General features: G+C 64.5%; 18 protein-coding genes. 14 read left to right on the forward strand and 4 right to left on the reverse strand.

The genetic code is table 11. The features are described 5' to 3' along the window. Positions 1-5 precede the first annotated feature (5 nt). The 6 genes from C6A82_RS04900 (at position 6) to C6A82_RS04925 (ending at position 6,034) form a co-directional block, all read left to right on the forward strand. Positions 6-1,076, forward strand: coding sequence for a phosphatase PAP2 family protein (locus tag C6A82_RS04900; RefSeq protein WP_105343444.1), 1,071 nt, complete (start codon positions 6-8; stop codon positions 1,074-1,076). Between the two features lie 271 nt (positions 1,077-1,347). Beyond that, positions 1,348-1,869: a hypothetical protein gene (locus tag C6A82_RS04905; RefSeq protein WP_233216830.1), complete on the forward strand. Its 522-nt coding sequence runs from the start codon at positions 1,348-1,350 to the stop codon at positions 1,867-1,869. 64 nt (positions 1,870-1,933) lie between these two features. After that, positions 1,934-3,562: an acyl-CoA dehydrogenase family protein gene (locus C6A82_RS04910; RefSeq protein WP_105343448.1), complete on the forward strand. Its 1,629-nt coding sequence runs from the start codon at positions 1,934-1,936 to the stop codon at positions 3,560-3,562. Positions 3,563-3,606: 44 nt separating this feature from the next. Further along, positions 3,607-4,545 (forward strand): crotonase/enoyl-CoA hydratase family protein, encoded by a 939-nt coding sequence (locus C6A82_RS04915; protein WP_105343450.1) that lies wholly within the window; start codon positions 3,607-3,609, stop codon positions 4,543-4,545. 20 nt (positions 4,546-4,565) lie between these two features. Continuing rightward, entirely contained in the window at positions 4,566-5,279 is a 714-nt protein-coding gene (locus tag C6A82_RS04920) for a PaaX family transcriptional regulator C-terminal domain-containing protein (RefSeq protein ID WP_105343463.1), read from the forward strand. Further along, positions 5,276-6,034, forward strand: a complete 759-nt coding sequence (locus C6A82_RS04925; protein ID WP_199193666.1) for a crotonase/enoyl-CoA hydratase family protein — start codon at positions 5,276-5,278, stop codon at positions 6,032-6,034. The genes C6A82_RS04920 and C6A82_RS04925 overlap by 4 nt, the downstream gene beginning before the upstream one ends. Here the strand turns inward: C6A82_RS04925 and C6A82_RS04930 are convergent. From C6A82_RS04930 to C6A82_RS04945, 4 genes are all read right to left on the reverse strand, one after another. After that, positions 6,031-7,140: a glycosyltransferase gene (locus C6A82_RS04930; protein WP_105343454.1), complete on the reverse strand. Its 1,110-nt coding sequence runs from the start codon at positions 7,138-7,140 to the stop codon at positions 6,031-6,033. The two genes, C6A82_RS04925 and C6A82_RS04930, sit on opposite strands and share 4 nt — an antisense overlap. Then, a complete protein-coding gene (locus tag C6A82_RS04935) occupies positions 7,137-7,724 on the reverse strand; it encodes a TetR/AcrR family transcriptional regulator (RefSeq protein ID WP_158261610.1) in 588 nt (195 codons plus the stop codon). The genes C6A82_RS04930 and C6A82_RS04935 overlap by 4 nt, the downstream gene beginning before the upstream one ends. A gap of 66 nt (positions 7,725-7,790) precedes the next feature. Then, positions 7,791-8,150 carry a DUF3060 domain-containing protein gene (locus tag C6A82_RS04940; protein ID WP_105343465.1) on the reverse strand — a complete coding sequence of 120 codons (360 nt, stop codon included), beginning with the start codon at positions 8,148-8,150 and terminating at the stop codon, positions 7,791-7,793. An 80-nt stretch (positions 8,151-8,230) separates the two neighbouring features. Next, positions 8,231-8,617 carry a DUF3060 domain-containing protein gene (locus C6A82_RS04945; RefSeq protein WP_105343466.1) on the reverse strand — a complete coding sequence of 129 codons (387 nt, stop codon included), beginning with the start codon at positions 8,615-8,617 and terminating at the stop codon, positions 8,231-8,233. A 116-nt stretch (positions 8,618-8,733) separates the two neighbouring features. On the opposite strand from C6A82_RS04945, the gene C6A82_RS04950 reads away from it, so the two are divergent. The 8 genes from C6A82_RS04950 (at position 8,734) to C6A82_RS04985 (ending at position 17,370) form a co-directional block, all read left to right on the forward strand. Beyond that, complete coding sequence (locus C6A82_RS04950; protein ID WP_105343458.1) at positions 8,734-9,276, forward strand: DUF3558 domain-containing protein; 543 nt, start codon at positions 8,734-8,736, stop codon at positions 9,274-9,276. 1 nt (position 9,277) lies between these two features. Further along, positions 9,278-9,811 (forward strand): DUF3558 domain-containing protein, encoded by a 534-nt coding sequence (locus tag C6A82_RS04955; RefSeq protein ID WP_105343460.1) that lies wholly within the window; start codon positions 9,278-9,280, stop codon positions 9,809-9,811. Positions 9,812-9,844: 33 nt separating this feature from the next. Next, a complete protein-coding gene (locus tag C6A82_RS04960; RefSeq protein ID WP_105343461.1) occupies positions 9,845-10,441 on the forward strand; it encodes a TetR/AcrR family transcriptional regulator in 597 nt (198 codons plus the stop codon). Between the two features lie 269 nt (positions 10,442-10,710). Then, positions 10,711-11,085 carry a 30S ribosomal protein S12 gene (rpsL, locus tag C6A82_RS04965; RefSeq protein ID WP_105341460.1) on the forward strand — a complete coding sequence of 125 codons (375 nt, stop codon included), beginning with the start codon at positions 10,711-10,713 and terminating at the stop codon, positions 11,083-11,085. Next, positions 11,085-11,555, forward strand: coding sequence for a 30S ribosomal protein S7 (gene rpsG / locus C6A82_RS04970; protein WP_105341462.1), 471 nt, complete (start codon positions 11,085-11,087; stop codon positions 11,553-11,555). Before rpsL ends, rpsG begins: the two co-directional genes overlap by 1 nt. A 108-nt stretch (positions 11,556-11,663) precedes the next feature. Further along, complete coding sequence (fusA, locus tag C6A82_RS04975) at positions 11,664-13,769, forward strand: elongation factor G (protein ID WP_105341463.1); 2,106 nt, start codon at positions 11,664-11,666, stop codon at positions 13,767-13,769. Between the two features lie 331 nt (positions 13,770-14,100). Continuing rightward, complete coding sequence (tuf, locus tag C6A82_RS04980) at positions 14,101-15,291, forward strand: elongation factor Tu (protein WP_105344079.1); 1,191 nt, start codon at positions 14,101-14,103, stop codon at positions 15,289-15,291. An 822-nt stretch (positions 15,292-16,113) separates the two neighbouring features. After that, the gene (locus C6A82_RS04985) at positions 16,114-17,370 is read left to right on the forward strand and encodes a hypothetical protein (protein ID WP_105344081.1); all 1,257 of its coding nucleotides are present in this window, start codon (positions 16,114-16,116) and stop codon (positions 17,368-17,370) included. The last annotated feature ends 46 nt before the right edge of the window (positions 17,371-17,416 follow it).

Below are 17,416 nucleotides of genomic sequence, written 5' to 3' on the forward strand. Positions count from 1 at the left end.
TCGGAGTGTCCGCGATTGACGATTCGCCAATTGCGACGCCTGTCGCCGACGAGCCCGTCGCGACGTCCCAGAGACGATGGCTCACGATCGTGCGCTGGGTCGCGATCGCAGTCTGGGCGTTCGTCGTCGTCTTCCGCACGGCGACCGAGGGCTTCGCGTTCAACCGCGAGATGATACTGCTCTACGTCGCAACCGGCCTGCTCGCCGCCAGCATTGGTGGGGGCCGCCGCATGCTGTACGTCATCCGCGACTGGCTCCCCTTCGCCCTTGTACTGCTCGCCTACGACCTGAGCCGGGGAGCGGCCGACCTCATCGGTCGACCGACGCTGTGGCATTGGCCCGCCGACGCCGACCGCTGGCTGTTCTTCGGCACCATGCCGACGGTGTGGCTGCAGGAGCACCTCAAGGAGCCGTCCCCGCCGTGGTGGGAAGTCGTGCTCAGCACCGTCTACATGTCGTTCTTCGTGCTGCCCTACATCGTGGCCGGCGTGCTGTGGCTGCGTAACCGCGACGAGTGGAAGGCCTTCGTCAAACTGTTCGTCGGGCTGTCGTTCGCCGGCCTGGTGATCTACGCGCTGGTGCCAGCTGCGCCACCATGGGCGGCTGCCCGTTGCACGCCTGCCGATGTCGACGGCGGTCCGCCCGGCCCCAGGTGCATGTTCAAGTCTGCCCGCGGTGTGCCCGACGGCGGTCTGCTCGGTGCGATGCAGACGAGCCAGGACGGCGCCAACACCTGGGTTGAGCGAATCGTCGGCCGTGGCTGGGTCAAGCTCAACCTCCACACGGCTTCCGCGCTGCTCGACGCGGGTCAGGCCAGCGTCAACCTGGTCGCAGCGATCCCGTCGCTGCACGCGGGCATGACAGCGGCGATCGCGGCATTTCTGTGGAAGCGGGTCAACCGCGGGTGGCGGCCGCTGCTGGCGGCGTACGTCCTCGTCATGGCGTTCGCCTTGGTGTACACGGCCGAGCACTACGTCATCGACATTCTCTTGGGATGGGCGTTGGCGGCGATCACCATGGTGGGGATGCATCGATTGAGATTGCGTCGTGCTGGTCCGCAACAGACCTCTTCGTGACGGGTCCATTCGGCCGACCCGATATGTCGACCCCGCGTCGATTCGTTGTCCCGCAACCTATTACGTTCGGTTGAGAGGACTGGTTCGTCCCGCATGTACGGGCCGATGTCGACGCGCTCGACGCCACCATCGACATCATCGACGGCCAAGGTCATCTCGGATCGTTCTTCCCTGCGGCTGAGCCGGTTCTTGCGACCGTGGGCGCACGCCTTCGGCTTGACATACGCCGAAGCTGAAGAATCGCGACGACAGTGGCCGCTACGATTTCCGCATGGCGGACACCGGACCCGGGCAGCAGCAACCTCAAACCTACGCGAGGCCCCCTGCGAATTCCGGCGGGGGAGGGGCACGTTTGGTGGCGCTCTTCACGCCTTTCATCGCGCTGGCCGCGATCGGTGTCGCCGCCTGGGCGATGGTGATGGCATGGCCGCAGAAGGATGCGAAGGTCCAGCCGACAGCGGAGTCGAAACAAAGGGTGTGCGCGGCCTTCGACACGGTGAGCAAGGCGGTTCAGCTGCAGACGCATGCCGAACTCGGACCCGACCCGGTCGCGCAGACGGCGGTGGCCAGCAACGCTCGGCTGGCGCTCATCGGCGGTGGCGACGTTCTACTGAGCCGACTGGACGAGCAGACACCGCCGGAACTCGCCGACGCGGTCCGCCTATTCGCCAACAACCTCCAGGACATCGGTATCAGTGCCCTTGCGGGTGCGACCAACGACAACCCGCAGCAGGCCGCGCGACTGACCGCCGGTGAGGAAGGCAGGGACAAGGTCGCCCAACTCTGCACGTAGTGGTAGATCAACCATTGGCATTACGCCGATTGTGCGGCTGTTGAAGATATGTAATATCGAGGCCATGCCAGATACGCATGTCGTCACCAACCAGGTGCCGCAGTTGGAAGACTTCAACCCGGCCTCGTCGCCGGTCCTGACAGAGGCAGTTGCTCGGGAGGGCGGGGCGTGGGGTCTCGACGAGATCGCTGAACTCGGGGCGCTCTCCGGCAGCGCGCAGGCGCAACGCTGGGGGGAGCTGGCCGACCGCAATCAGCCGATCCTGCATACGCACGACCGCAACGGCCATCGCGTCGACGAGGTGGAGTACGACCCCGCCTACCACGAGCTGATGAAGGTGGCGGTCGGGCACGGCCTGCACGCCGCCCCGTGGGCCGACGACCGCGCCGGCGCCCACGTCGTCCGCGCCGCCAAGACGTCGGTGTGGACGCCGGAGCCCGGCCACATCTGTCCGATCTCGATGACATACGCCGTCGTTCCCGCCTTGCGCTTCAACAAGGAACTCGCCGACGTCTACGAGCCGTTACTGACGAGCCGCGCCTACGACCCGGAGCTGAAAGTGCCTGCCGCCAAAGCCGGTATCACGGCAGGCATGTCGATGACCGAGAAGCAGGGCGGGTCCGACGTTCGCGCGGGAACGACCCAGGCCACGCTCAACGCCGATGGCAGCTACAGCCTGACCGGGCACAAGTGGTTCACCTCGGCGCCGATGTGCGACGTGTTTCTCGTGCTGGCTCAGGCCCCCGGCGGCTTGTCGTGTTTCTTCCTTCCACGAATCCTTCCAGACGGCACCCGCAACCGGATGTACCTGCAGCGGCTCAAGGACAAGCTGGGCAACCACGCCAACGCGTCGTCGGAGGTCGAATACGACGGTGCCACAGCATGGCTGGTCGGCGAGGAGGGCCGCGGAGTGCCGACCATCATCGAGATGGTCAACCTCACCCGACTGGACTGCACGCTGGGCAGCGCTACCAGCATGCGCACCGGCCTCACGCGTGCCATCCACCATGCTGCGCATCGAAAGGCGTTCGGCGCCTATCTCATCGACCAACCGCTGATGCGTAACGTGCTCGCCGATCTCGCCGTCGAGGCCGAAGCCGCCACCATCCTCGCCATGCGGATGGCCGGTGCCACCGACCGCGCCGTCCGCGGTGACGACCGTGAGTCGCTGTTCCGTCGTATCGGCCTTGCCGCCAGCAAGTACTGGATCTGTAAGCGGGCAACCGGTCACGCCGCCGAAGCGATGGAATGCCTTGGTGGCAACGGCTATGTCGAGGAGTCCGGCATGCCGCGGCTGTACCGCGAGGCACCGCTGATGGGCATCTGGGAGGGCTCTGGAAACGTCAGCGCCCTGGATACGCTGCGCGCCATGGCAACTCGGCCCGAGAGCGTCGAGGTGCTGTTCGACGAACTCGCCAAGTCCGCCGGACAGGATCCACGGCTGGACGCCCACGTCGCCGGGCTCAAGGCACAGCTCGACGAGCTCGAGACCATCCAGTACCGGGCCCGCAAGGTCGCCGAGGACATCGGCCTCGCGCTGCAGGGCTCGCTGCTGGTGCGCCACGGTCATCCGGCCGTCGCCGAAGCATTTCTCGCCACCCGCATCGGCGCCCAGTGGGGCGGTGCCTACGGGACCATGCCGACCGGGCTGGATCTGGCTCCGATCCTCGAGCGCGTGTTGGTCAAAGGATGACGACCTCTTCTTCGGCCGAGCTCGCGTAAAGAAGGCGACAGCGCATGACGCACGCGATCAGACCGGTCGATTTCGACAATCTGAAGACGATGACCTACGAGCTCACGGATCGGATAGCGCGAATCACGTTCAACCGCCCGGAAAAGGGTAACGCGATCATCGCCGACACCCCGCTGGAACTGTCCGCACTCGTCGAACGTGCCGACCTCGATCCCGATGTCCACGTGATCCTGGTGTCCGGCCGCGGCGAAGGGTTCTGCGCGGGCTTCGACCTGTCCGCGTATGCGGAGGGATCTTCATCAGCGGGTGGCGGTAACCCCTATGCGAACACCGTCCTGTCGGGCAAGACGCAGGCCATCAACCATCTGCCCGATCAGCCGTGGGACCCGATGATCGACTACCAGATGATGAGCCGCTTCGTGCGCGGCTTCTCCAGCCTGCTGCACTGCGACAAGCCGACGGTGGTGAAGATCCACGGATACTGCGTCGCGGGCGGCACCGACATCGCGCTGCACGCCGACCAGGTGATCGCGGCGGCGGATGCCAAAATTGGCTATCCGCCGATGCGCGTGTGGGGAGTGCCCGCGGCGGGTCTGTGGGCGCATCGGCTCGGCGACCAGCGCGCGAAACGCCTTCTGTTCACCGGTGATTGCATCAGCGGCGCGCAGGCCGCCGAGTGGGGGCTCGCCGTCGAGGCGCCGGAACCGGCCGACCTGGATGAGCGCACCGAACGCCTCGTGGAGCGCATCGCCGCGATGCCCGTCAACCAGCTGATCATGGCGAAGCTTGCGCTCAACACGGCGCTGCTGCAGCAGGGCGTCGCCACCAGCCGGATGGTGAGCACCGTCTTCGACGGCGTCGCCCGCCACACCCCAGAGGGTCACGCGTTCGTCGCCGAGGCGCGCGACAGGGGCTTCCGCGAGGCCGTGAAGAGCCGCGACGAACCCTACGGCGACGCGGGCCGCAGGACGTCCGGGGTCTGACGGTGGCCGCGCTCAGCCGAATGACTGCGCGCTCGGTCGTGCTGAGCGTGCTGCTCGGTGCCCATCCTGCGTGGGCCACCGCCGCCGAACTGATCCGGCTCACAGCGGATTTCGACATCAGGGAAGCCACGCTTCGAGTCGCGCTCACCCGGATGGTCGGAGCGGGGGATCTGGTGCGGTCCGAGGACGGGTATCGGCTGTCGGAGCGGCTGATGGCGCGCCAACGACGCCAGGACGACGCCATCAACCCGCAGCTGAAACCGTGGGATGGTGGCTGGATGACACTGATCATCACCAGCGTCGGCATCGACGCGCGTACGCGGGCCAATCTACGGACGACCCTGCAGCACAACAGGTTCGCCGAGCTACGCGAAGGCGTGTGGCTACGGCCCGACAATGTGGAGATCACACTGCCCGACGACGTGCTGCGCCGCGTACGGCTGATGCGCGGATACGACGACGACCCTGCGCAATTGGCGGGCCAGTTGTGGGATCTGCCCGTCTGGGCGCACACCGGTAGGCAGCTACTCGACGACATGGCGGCCGCAACTGACGTCCCGGGGCGGTTCCTCGCCGCCGCGGGTATGGTTCGCCACCTGCTGACCGACCCGGTGTTGCCTGACGAGCTGCTGCCCGACGACTGGCCGGGCAACGCGCTGCGCGAGGCTTATGCACAATTCGCCGCCGAATTGGCGGCATTGAGGAACGAACCCGAACTGATGGAGGCCCAATGAGTGTGCGAGTCGAACGCAGCGGCCCGGTCACGACGGTGATCATGAACCGGCCGGAGGCGCGCAACGCCGTCAATGGACCGACCGCCGCTGAATTGTTCGCCGCCTTCGACGAATTCGACAGCGACGAGTCGGCATCGATCGCTGTGCTGTGGGGCGACAACGGAACCTTCTGCGCCGGCGCCGATCTCAAAGCCTTCGGCACGCCGGACGTCAACCCCGCACATCGGACCGGGCCAGGACCCATGGGGCCCACGCGAATGGTGTTGTCCAAACCGGTGATCGCCGCCATCAGTGGTTACGCGGTCGCCGGCGGGCTTGAGCTGGCGCTGTGGTGCGACCTGCGGGTGGTGGAAGAGGGCGCCACCATGGGCGTCTTCTGCCGACGCTGGGGGGTGCCGCTGATCGACGGCGGGACAGTACGGCTGCCGCGACTGATCGGGCACAGCCGCGCGATGGACATGATCCTCACCGGCCGCGGCGTGGGCGCCGCCGAAGCGCTGGCGATGGGTCTGGCCAACCGTGTCGTGCCGACGGGTCAGGCACGCGAGAAGGCCGAGGAGTTGGCCACGGAACTCGCTGCTCTACCGCAACAGTGCCTGCGCGCCGACCGCATGTCCCAACTGAACCAGTGGGGTCTACCGGAAGCGCAGGCGATGGATTTCGAGTTCGGCAGCCTGTCCCGCGTCGCGTCCGAGTCGCTGGCGGGAGCGGAGCGCTTCGCCAAGGGCGAAGGCCGCCACGGGGCGAAGTCCTAGGACTCGACGAGATGCGACGTTCTGACGTATTCGATGATGGCGTCGGCGGCCACCTCTGCCCCGTCGCGCTGTCGAATCTGCTCGCCGAGACGGTGCGCCGCACACCGGTAAGCCTCATCGCGTAGCACCGCTTGAATGGCGGCGCGAATCCGCTGTGGCCGTGCGTGTTTGGTCAGCAGGAGGCCCGCTCCGGCCTTCTCCAGCGCGGCACCGACGATTTTCTGGTCGATCATCGGATTGGCGGGCATCACGATCTGTGGCACCCCGAACGACAGCGCCCGCATGGCGGTGCTGTGCCCGCCGTGTCCCACCACCAGGGAGGCAGTGGCGAGGACCTCGTCATGGTCGAGCCACTCGTGCAACGACGCATTCGCAGGCACCCGCAGTCCGTCGGCGTCGATGGCCGGTCCGACGGTTACCGTCGCCTCGATGGGCAGCGGTGCAACCGCGTCGAGAATGTTCTGGAGCATCCGGCGCTGTCCGGCGAAGGCACAAGTGCTGAGGCTGACGAGGATTCGCGGCACAGATGCCGGCACGGCGGCCTGAGGCTCTCCCTGCCACACGACGCCGGTATGGCATACCGGCGGCCGACCGCGCATCGGGTCGAGGTCGACGCGAGCCGAGACGACATGCAGCTGCCCGTTGTGTTCTGCCGCAAGCGGATTCGTGCCTCGCAGACGAAGCGCCCATCCGACGGGGCCGGCTTCCATGTCTTGAACCGCGCGATAGAAGCAGTGCACGAAAACGACCGTCGGGATGCCGGAGCCGACGATCTCCGATATTCCGGCGACGAGGATCATGTCGACGACGACAGCGTCCACATCATGACGCAGCGCCGCTTCGATCACGCTTTGGCCGAGGCGTCGATCCGCCGCGACTCTGGTGAACGCGGTCATGATGGCAGGCAATGACCGCGCAACGGTGGGATCGAAATGCCTTCCCTCGGTGAACGGTTCGAACGCCAGACCCGCGGCTTCGACTCGGTCGCGAATACCTCGGTGGCCGAGCACGTGGACCTCGATGCCCCGTGCCCGCAACGCCCGCGCGACCGCCAGCTGCGGCGGGATGTTTCCGCCGCCGTCCACCATGGCGAACAGAACCTTCATGGCCTCAACGCACCTTCCAGCAGCGCCGCCGTCATCAGCGCCATCCGGTCATGGACCTCCTCGACCGACAGGCCGCGGTCCGCTCGCAACAGCTTCCACGCGTAGACGTCGGTCGCAACGACGAGCACATCAACCAGGCGCGACCGCGCGTCGCTCTGTTCTGGAAGGTGTTCGGCGAAGACCTGTTCCACCCATTCTCGATGGGCCAGTCGACCGGAGGTGGTCATGCGCGCGGCTCGCGGGTCGTTTTCCTCGGCGAGCATGGCGAGTACCACGCCACCGCGCTTCTCGTAGTGGGCGATCAGCACGGTCAGCGCGGCGTCGGAGTCACCGGAAGGCGGAACTCTTTCCGCCATCACCTCGTCGTAGGCCTGCTTCCAGGCAGCGTCGATGAGGGCGTCGCGGCTGCCGAAATGGCGTAGCACCGTCTTGACTGTCACATTGGCGCGCTCGGCGACCGCCGGGAGCGTGACCGCGAAGGAGCGTTCGGCCATGATGCAGTCGAGGGCGGCCTTGATGATCCCGTCCCGGGTGGCGCCTTTCGCCACCTGACGGCCACTCATGTCGTACGTCCGCGATTTCATGTCCATGGCAATGTACATCGAATCGCATTTGATGTCCATAGCTATGGACACCGATTTTGTGCCCGGTCAGCCCTTGTTGATCGTGTTACCCGAGCCGGTGTCGTTGACCTTAGGATCACCCTGCTTGTAAGTCACCGTGTTGTTGAAACCGACGACGCTGAGTCCCTCGTCGACGCGGTCCATCGTGACGGTGTTGTCGGCACCGCCGATGTTGGCGTTGGCGCACGTGCCCTTGATGGTCAGCTTGTTGTTGTTGCCGCCGATGTTGAGCGACTTGCCGTCCGCGCAGTCGAGCTCGGTCGTCGTGCCGACGGAGCTGAAATTGATGGTGTTGCCGATCTCGACCTGGCCGCCTTCGGTGCCGAATGTCGCTGACGGAGTGGTGGTGTCACTGCTGTCGGCGCCGCAGCCGGCGAGCCCGACCATCGCCGCGGCTGCGATGACACCGATCAAGACATGCGTACGCAAAGTTCCTCGCTTCCGACGGGCGAACAGAACGCCGACGATCACGCCGGGATGCGGTCGATCCGGTTCATCATGCCCAGTTCACGGCCGCGATCCCAGACGACCGGTTCACCGCTCTTGTAGAAGACGGTCTGGTCGTAGCCGTAGACCGTGATGTCGTTGACCACATTGTCGGCGACGATCAGGTTGCCCGCCCCCTGCACCGTGACCGCCCAGCAGCTCCCCAGCGCGTTGATCGTGTTACCGGAACCGTTGACGATCAAGGTCGACTCGTTGCAGTCGACGGTCTGGGTGCTGCCGATCGAGGTGATGTGAGTGTCGCCGTTCTTGGCATGGGCGCTCGGAGCACCGACCACGAGCGCGACCGGCACTGCGACCAGGCACGCGATCAGCGACCGGCTCACGACTGTCCAACCCCCAGCGGTCATGGCTGTAGAGCGTACGTCCTGGGCGTTGTTCACGGCAGCACTTGACCGGTTGGGCTCGAAGGGAGGCGAACCGAACGAGTCGCGGCGCCGCACTGCGCTGGGTAGCGTGTTCATCGATGCGTTGGCGTGTCAAAGCGGTTGCTATCGCGGCGGTCACAGCGGTGGTGACCGTCGCCGGATGTGCGCAGACCGTGACAGGGACCGCGCAGCGAGCCAACCCCGCGGTGCCGGACCCCGAACGCAGCTACGGCTACGTTGACAACCGGTGCGGACTTCTGGAGGACAGCTCGATACAGGAGATGCTCGGCGCCGAGAACGTGGTGCGGCCCTACAGCGGTGCGGTGTGTCAGTACGTGTTGGAGCGCGGTGCAGGGGCCGGCGGCGTTGTCGACGTCGTGTACTCCTGGTTCGAGACCGGCAACCTGGACCGCGAGCGCGCGCTGGCGGAGCAGCGCGGCGCGAAGGTCACCGACAAGGTCATCGAACGGCATGAGGCGTTCGTGGCCCGCGGCGACACGAACGGCGCGGGTTGTGCGGCCACCACTGCGGCCGGCACCGGCGTGCTGAGCTGGTGGGTGCAGACGCGTGGCAGGACCGACGCCGACACCTGCAAAGACGCCGAGAAGCTGCTCGCCGCGACCCTCTCGTCGGATCTGTGACATGGCCCCGCCCCGACCCCTTACCCTCTGCGCCGCACTGCTGAGCGGTGTCGCCGTGCTGGCGGGATGCGGCGCGCCCGAACACCACTCACCCACCGACACCCCGATCGCCTCCCCAGGTGGCGGCTTCCAAAGCGGGGACTGCAACAACGTCACCGACGCCGACGTCGCCACCGCCGTCGGATCGTCGACATTCACCAAGGTCGTGGACAGCGACGCGGGCTGCTTCTGGCAGGAGAACACCATGCTCGGCTCGTTCGGGGCGGGCATGGGCATCTCCACGTGGTGGTACCGAGGCAGCGACATGGACACCGAGCGCACCCTCGAACAGCAGGCGGGCCGAACGCTGACCGAGCTGTCCGTCGACGGCAACAACGGATTCAAGGCCGACGACGCCAACGCCTGCAGCATCTACGTGTCCAAGGGCGGCGACGTCATCACGTGGTCAATCCAGACGATGAACCCGGCGACCCTGCCCGACCTTTGCGGCATCACCGAGCAGCTCGCGACGCTGAGTCAGGAACGTGTCAACTGACTTCGCGGAAACTAGAGGTGTTAGTTTTCGCATATGACAGTCCGTCCCGCGCCCCAATCGTCCGGTCGACGACCGGCGAAACTGAGCCGGGACTCCATCGTCAACGCCGCCCTGACCTTCCTGGATCGTGACGGCTGGGACGCGTTGACGATCAACGCACTGGCCACCCAACTCGGCACGAAGGGTCCGTCGCTGTACAACCATGTCGACAGCCTGGAAGACCTCCGCCGCACGGTGCGGATGCGGGTGGTCGGCGACATCATCGACATGTTGAACACCGTCGGCCAGGGCCGCACCCGAGACGATGCGGTGATGGCGATGGCGAGCTCCTACCGCAGCTATGCCCACCACCACCCCGGCCGGTACTCCGCATTCACCCGGATGCCGCTGGGCGGTGACGACCCCGAGTTCACCGACGCCACCAGGGCCGCCGCCGGACCGGTGATCTCGGTGCTGGCGTCTTACGGGCTCGACGGTGACGACGCGTTTTACGCCGCGCTCGAATTCTGGTCGGCGCTGCACGGCTTCGTGCTGCTGGAGATGACCGGGGTGATGAACGGAATCGTCGACACCGATACTGTGTTCAGTGACATGGTCATGCGGCTCGCATCGGGGATGCGAAGGCGTTGAGCGTCCGTACGGGTTGACCTGCGGTAAGGCGCCTTGTCGCGGGTTTGGATCGACGTGGTCTGCCCTGGTATCGTGGATCGCCGTGCCTGGCAGGTAGGCGGTTGCCGCGCGCCGGGCCAATTCGCATGTCGCTCAAGCATCGAAACGGATCGTCAAAAGTCCCGGTGCGGGTGCGTGCGACACTCCCGGTCGCGGGGTAAGCGACCGGGGCATAACTGCAGTACAGAGACTTATAACAACATAAGAAGACGAAGAGAGAAAGCCGGTAGATGCCAACCATCCAGCAGCTGGTCCGCAAGGGTCGCCGCGACAAGATCGCCAAGGTGAAGACCGCGGCCCTCAAGGGCAGCCCGCAGCGCCGTGGTGTGTGCACCCGCGTGTACACCACCACCCCGAAGAAGCCGAACTCGGCGCTTCGTAAGGTTGCGCGCGTCAAGCTGACCACTGCGGTCGAGGTGACGGCATACATTCCGGGCGAAGGCCACAACCTGCAGGAGCACTCGATGGTGCTCGTCCGCGGCGGTCGCGTGAAGGACCTTCCCGGTGTGCGCTACAAGATCATCCGTGGCTCGCTTGACACCCAGGGGGTCAAGTCGCGCAAGCAGGCGCGCAGCAAGTACGGCGCCAAGAAGGAGAAGAGCTGATGCCGCGCAAGGGGCCCGCACCCAAGCGTCCGCTGGTCAACGATCCGGTCTACGGTTCGCAGTTGGTCACCCAGCTGGTCAACAAAGTTCTGCAGGACGGGAAGAAATCGCTGGCCGAACGCATTGTCTATGGTGCGCTCGAGCAGGCCCGCGACAAGACCGGCACCGATCCCGTCGTCACCCTGAAGCGCGCTCTCGACAACGTCAAGCCCGCCCTGGAGGTTCGCAGCCGACGCGTCGGCGGTGCCACCTACCAGGTTCCGGTCGAGGTTCGATCGGATCGTTCGGTGACTCTGGCCCTGCGTTGGCTCGTCAGCTTCTCCAAGCAGCGGCGCGAGAAGACGATGGTCGAGCGTCTGTCGAACGAGATCCTCGACGCTAGCAATGGCCTGGGTGCCGCCGTCAAGCGACGCGAAGACACCCACAAGATGGCCGAGGCGAACCGGGCCTTCGCGCACTACCGCTGGTGATAGCCGCCCTGTGCCGGAGCCGCGGAGCGGCGACATTCGGCAGGGGTGCCGGGCTCCGCTGACCATCGGCTGACAACAGCAACTACGCAATCGAAAGAGATGACTTCTGTGGCACAGAAGGACGTGCTTACCGACCTGAACAAGGTCCGCAACATCGGCATCATGGCGCACATCGATGCCGGCAAGACGACGACCACCGAGCGCATCCTGTACTACACCGGTATCAGCTACAAGATCGGTGAGGTGCACGACGGTGCCGCCACGATGGACTGGATGGAGCAGGAGCAGGAGCGGGGTATCACCATCACCTCGGCTGCCACCACAACGTTCTGGAAAGACCATCAGATCAACCTGATCGACACCCCCGGCCACGTCGACTTCACCGTCGAGGTGGAGCGCAGCCTGCGCGTGCTCGACGGCGCCGTTGCCGTGTTCGACGGCAAAGAGGGCGTCGAGCCGCAGTCCGAGCAGGTATGGCGGCAGGCCGACAAGTACGAAGTCCCGCGCATCTGCTTCGTCAACAAAATGGACAAGATCGGCGCTGACTTCTACTTTTCCGTGAGGACCATGGAGGAGCGCCTCGGCGCCAACGTCATTCCGGTCCAGCTGCCCATCGGCGCGGAGAGCGAGTTCGAGGGCATCGTCGACCTGGTTGAGATGAACGCCAAGGTGTGGCGCGGCGAGACGAAGCTCGGCGAGACCTACGACACCATCGAGATCCCGGCGGATCTGCAGGAGAAGGCCGACGAGTACCGCACGAAGCTGCTCGAAGCGGTCGCCGAGACCGACGAGGCGCTGCTGGAGAAGTATTTCGGCGGCGAGGAGCTGACGGTCGAGGAGATCAAGGGTGCCCTGCGCAAGCTGACGATCACCTCTGAGGCGTATCCGGTTCTGTGCGGCAGCGCATTCAAGAACAAGGGCGTTCAGCCGATGCTCGACGCGGTGATCGATTACCTGCCCTCGCCGCTGGACGTGCCGGCGGCCACCGGTCATGCGCCCGGCAAGGAGGACGAGCTCATCGTCCGCAACCCGTCGACGGACGAGCCGTTCTCGGCGCTGGCATTCAAGGTCGCCACGCACCCGTTCTTCGGCAAGCTGACCTATGTCCGGGTGTACTCCGGCAAGGTCGACTCCGGTTCGCAGGTCATCAACGCCACCAAGGGCAAGAAGGAACGGCTGGGCAAGCTGTTCCAGATGCACTCCAACAAGGAGAACCCGGTCGAGTATGCGTCGGCCGGTCACATCTACGCGGTGATCGGGCTGAAGGACACCACCACCGGTGACACCCTCAGCGACCCGAACCAGCAGGTGGTGCTGGAGTCGATGACGTTCCCCGATCCGGTGATCGAGGTGGCCATCGAGCCCAAGACCAAGAGCGACCAGGAGAAGCTGTCGCTGTCGATCCAGAAGCTCGCCGAAGAGGATCCGACCTTCAAGGTGCACCAGGACGTCGAGACCGGCCAGACCGTCATCGGCGGTATGGGCGAGCTGCACCTCGACATCCTGGTCGACCGGATGAAGCGCGAATTCAAGGTCGAGGCCAACGTCGGCAAGCCGCAGGTGGCCTACAAGGAGACCATCAAGCGCAAGGTCGACAAGGTCGAGTTCACCCACAAGAAGCAGACGGGTGGCTCCGGCCAGTTCGCCAAGGTCCTCATCTCCATCGAGCCGTTCAGCGGCGAGGACGGTGCGACCTACGAGTTCGAGAACAAGGTCACCGGTGGACGCATCCCGCGCGAGTACATCCCGTCGGTGGATGCCGGTGCGCAGGACGCCATGCAGTACGGCGTGCTGGCCGGCTATCCGCTGGTGAACCTGAAGGTCACTCTGCTCGACGGGCAGTACCACGACGTCGACTCGTCTGAGATGGCGTTCAAGATCGCCGGCTCACAGGCACTGAAAAAGGCTGCGGGACAAGCGCAGCCGATCATCCTGGAGCCGATCATGGCCGTCGAGGTCACCACGCCCGAGGACTACATGGGTGAAGTGATCGGCGACCTGAACTCCCGCCGTGGCCAGATCCAGGCCATGGAGGAGCGCAGCGGTGCCCGCGTCGTCAGGGCGCATGTGCCGCTGTCGGAGATGTTCGGCTACGTCGGCGACCTTCGGTCGAAGACCCAGGGCCGGGCGAACTACTCCATGGTTTTCGATTCCTACGCTGAAGTTCCGGCGCAGGTGTCGAAGGAGATCATCGCGAAGGCGACGGGTCAGTGAGAATCGAGGGCCGCCAGGCCCGAGGCTCGGAGCTGATCCGGAGTCGAGCAATGTACTCAGCGAAGGCGACGGGTCAGTGAGAATCGAGGGCCGCCAGGCCCGAGGCTCGGAGCTGATCCGGAGTCGAGCAATGTACTCAGCGAAGGCGACGGGTCAGTGAGAATCGAGGGCCGCCAGGCCCGAGGCTCGGAGCTGATCCGGAGTCGAGCAATGTGCTCAGCGAAGGCGACGGGTCAATGAGAATCGACCTGTTGGCGCCGCGGCGAACAACAACTGCAAAGATCAACACTGCTTTACACGAAGCACCAACAAAGTCCAGGAGGACATAGAAGTGGCGAAGGCGAAGTTCGAGCGGACGAAGCCGCACGTCAACATCGGGACCATCGGTCACGTTGACCACGGCAAGACCACGCTGACTGCGGCTATTACGAAGGTTCTGCACGACAAGTTCCCCGACTTGAACGAGGCGTCGGCCTTCGACCAGATCGACAACGCGCCCGAAGAGAAGGCGCGTGGTATCACGATCAACATCTCCCACGTGGAATACCAGACCAACAAGCGTCACTACGCACACGTCGACGCCCCCGGCCACGCGGACTACATCAAGAACATGATCACCGGCGCGGCCCAGATGGACGGTGCGATCCTCGTGGTCGCGGCGACCGACGGCCCGATGCCCCAGACGCGTGAGCACGTACTGCTCGCCCGTCAGGTCGGCGTGCCCTACATCCTGGTGGCGCTGAACAAGGCCGACATGGTCGACGACGAGGAGCTCATCGAGCTCGTCGAGATGGAGGTCCGCGAACTGCTGGCCGCCCAGGAGTTCGACGAGGACGCCCCGGTCATCAAGGTGTCGGCGCTGAAGGCACTCGAGGGTGACGAGAAGTGGATCAAGTCCGTCGAAGAGTTGATGGACGCGGTCGACGAGTCGATTCCCGACCCGGTCCGCGAGACCGACAAGCCGTTCCTGATGCCCGTCGAGGACGTTTTCACGATCACTGGTCGTGGCACTGTCGTCACCGGCCGTGTCGAGCGTGGCGTGATCAACGTCAACGAGGAAGTCGAGATCGTCGGCATCCGTCCGGACACCACCAAGACGACCGTCACCGGCGTCGAGATGTTCCGCAAGCTGCTCGACCAGGGCCAGGCAGGCGACAACGTCGGTCTGCTGGTTCGTGGCGTGAAGCGTGAGGACGTCGAGCGCGGCCAGGTTGTCGTGAAGCCCGGCACCACCACGCCGCACACCGAGTTCGAGGGCAGCGTCTACATCCTGTCCAAGGACGAGGGCGGCAGGCACACGCCGTTCTTCAACAACTACCGTCCGCAGTTCTACTTCCGCACCACCGACGTGACCGGTGTGGTGACGCTGCCGGAGGGCACCGAAATGGTGATGCCCGGCGACAACACCGACATCTCGGTGAAGCTGATCCAGCCCGTCGCCATGGACGAGGGTTTGCGCTTCGCGATTCGCGAGGGCGGCCGTACCGTCGGCGCAGGCCGGGTCACCAAGATCGTCAAGTGACCGTCTGACCTAGTACGCAGAAGTGGCGCTCACCCGAAAGGGTGGGCGCCACTTTGCATTTGGAGTCAACTTCAGTCACGCCGGCGTTCCGGCGCCAAAGTGCGATTATCGCACGCCATTTCGCCGCTGCCTCTCGGAAACCGGCGGAGCCGCCCCCTGATTCAGCACCGCACACTGCGGCCTACGCGGCGCCGCGTCCCTCCACGCGCCAAGTGTCTTGATGCGACCTTGATGCGACGAAAAACTTGTTTGCTCACCCGAAAATCCGTCAGCTCAAACACAAAAACCTGAACGCTACCTGAGTGGCGACGGTCAAAAATGGGAGTAGCACACTACCAGACATGTTACGAGCTAATTACGAAAACGACGACTATGTCTAGATGAGACAAAATTGACGTTCGTGTCTAACATAGCCGACTGACGCACTCGCTAATAACAGCACCCCTCCAATTCAATCCTGTCAGAGCCTGACATACATGATAATCGCAGGTCAAGGGCGTCATTTACGTTGCGTTTTGTTAACCGGACCGCGTTTGCCGACCTCCGACCACGATTTTAGCTAATTCCGCACATACCGAAGCGTAAATTACTTCGTGTGATCCTTGACACACCACCTAGCAAAGCTCTAGTGTCTCGTTTCGCAACTTATCAAATTCACAGCTTCATCCGAGAGGTGGGACGAGGATGAGCGAGAACACAGGTGCAGTCGGTCCACCGACCGCACAAAGACCCAGGACGCACGGATCGTCGCCCGGACAGCCGATGGTCGCCCGCGTGCTAGCAGCAGGGGGTGCAGCCCTCTGCATCGGATTTCTTGCCGAAATGAATACGCCGGATGCCGATGCGCTGGCGATCCTGCTTCCGTCGGGTAACGGCAACGCGACTCAAATCAACATCCTCGAAGGCAATGTCTTCAATCCGCAATTCGGTGCCGGCGGGAACTCGAGCATCACCCAGACCATCGGAAACATCATCTTCGGGCAGGGCAACCACAGCTCGTCGCAGGGCTCTTCCGGCGGTGGAATCTTCGGGCCGATCGCCCTTGGCGGGGCGAGCGGCAACGGAAATGTCACCCAGATCAACATTCTGTCCTTCAACATCATCAACCCGCAGCTCAGCCTCAACGGGACCAACAACAGCCACAACACGACGATCAGCAATGTCGCGGTGGGCAACGGAAACTTCAGCAACAACAACTCGTCGGCGTCAGGCGGGTCGTCGATGATCGGGGGGGCGGTCGGCAACGGCAACACGCGGCAGCTCGCCCTGTTTTCGGGGAACATCTTCAATCCGCAGTTCTCGTTCTTCGGCGACAACATCAGCAACAACACCGCGATCAGCAACGTTTCGTTGTTCAACGGCAACTTCAGCAACAACTCGTCGACGGGCGATGGCGGTGCCGGATCCGGCTTTCTCGGCGCGCTGTTGGGCAACGGCAACACCAATCAAACCGCGGCAGGCGTCTCCAACATCATCAACCCGCAGTTCTCCTTCCTCGGCAAGAACTGGAGCAACAACAACGCCACCACCAACCTCTCGGGCGGTAACGGCAACTTCAGCAACAACCAGGGATCGACGAGCGGCAACAACGGGACCGTCGGCGGTGCGAACGGCAACGGCAACACAGCCCAGACCGCCTATTCCGCCGGCAACAACATCAACGAGCAGTTGCGTCTAGGCACCTGGTTCCCAGGGATGCCACTTCCCGCACCCCCGCCGGATGCCGTCAACTCGGGTGACGTCGTAGCCCAGGGCACCAACGCGACAAACACATGGCTACCCGGCGTCTCGGTCAACGTACCGGCGCCCGTCGATGAACTGATCCTCCAGGGGAACACCGTCGTCGGGGGCACGAATGCCAGTGTCGCCGGTGCCAACACCTCGAGCACGGCGGGCAACACCAATCGTCCTCGTCCGCTCAGGAACATCGTGAGCCAGGTCAGGGGCGCGGTCGAACGCGCGGCAGACGGTGTCAACAACGCGCTCGGGATAGCCAAGCCCGCGACGAGCGGGAGCCAAACCACGAATCAGCCGGCGAGCAGTGATGCGCCGAGCAATGACAGCCCGAGTGGAGGGTGATGCGCTACTCGAAAAACCCGGGGTGGGAACGGGACTGCAGCAGACT

Origin of the sequence: Mycobacterium sp. ITM-2016-00318, from assembly GCF_002968285.2 — a bacterium.
GTDB lineage: Bacteria > Actinomycetota > Actinomycetes > Mycobacteriales > Mycobacteriaceae > Mycobacterium.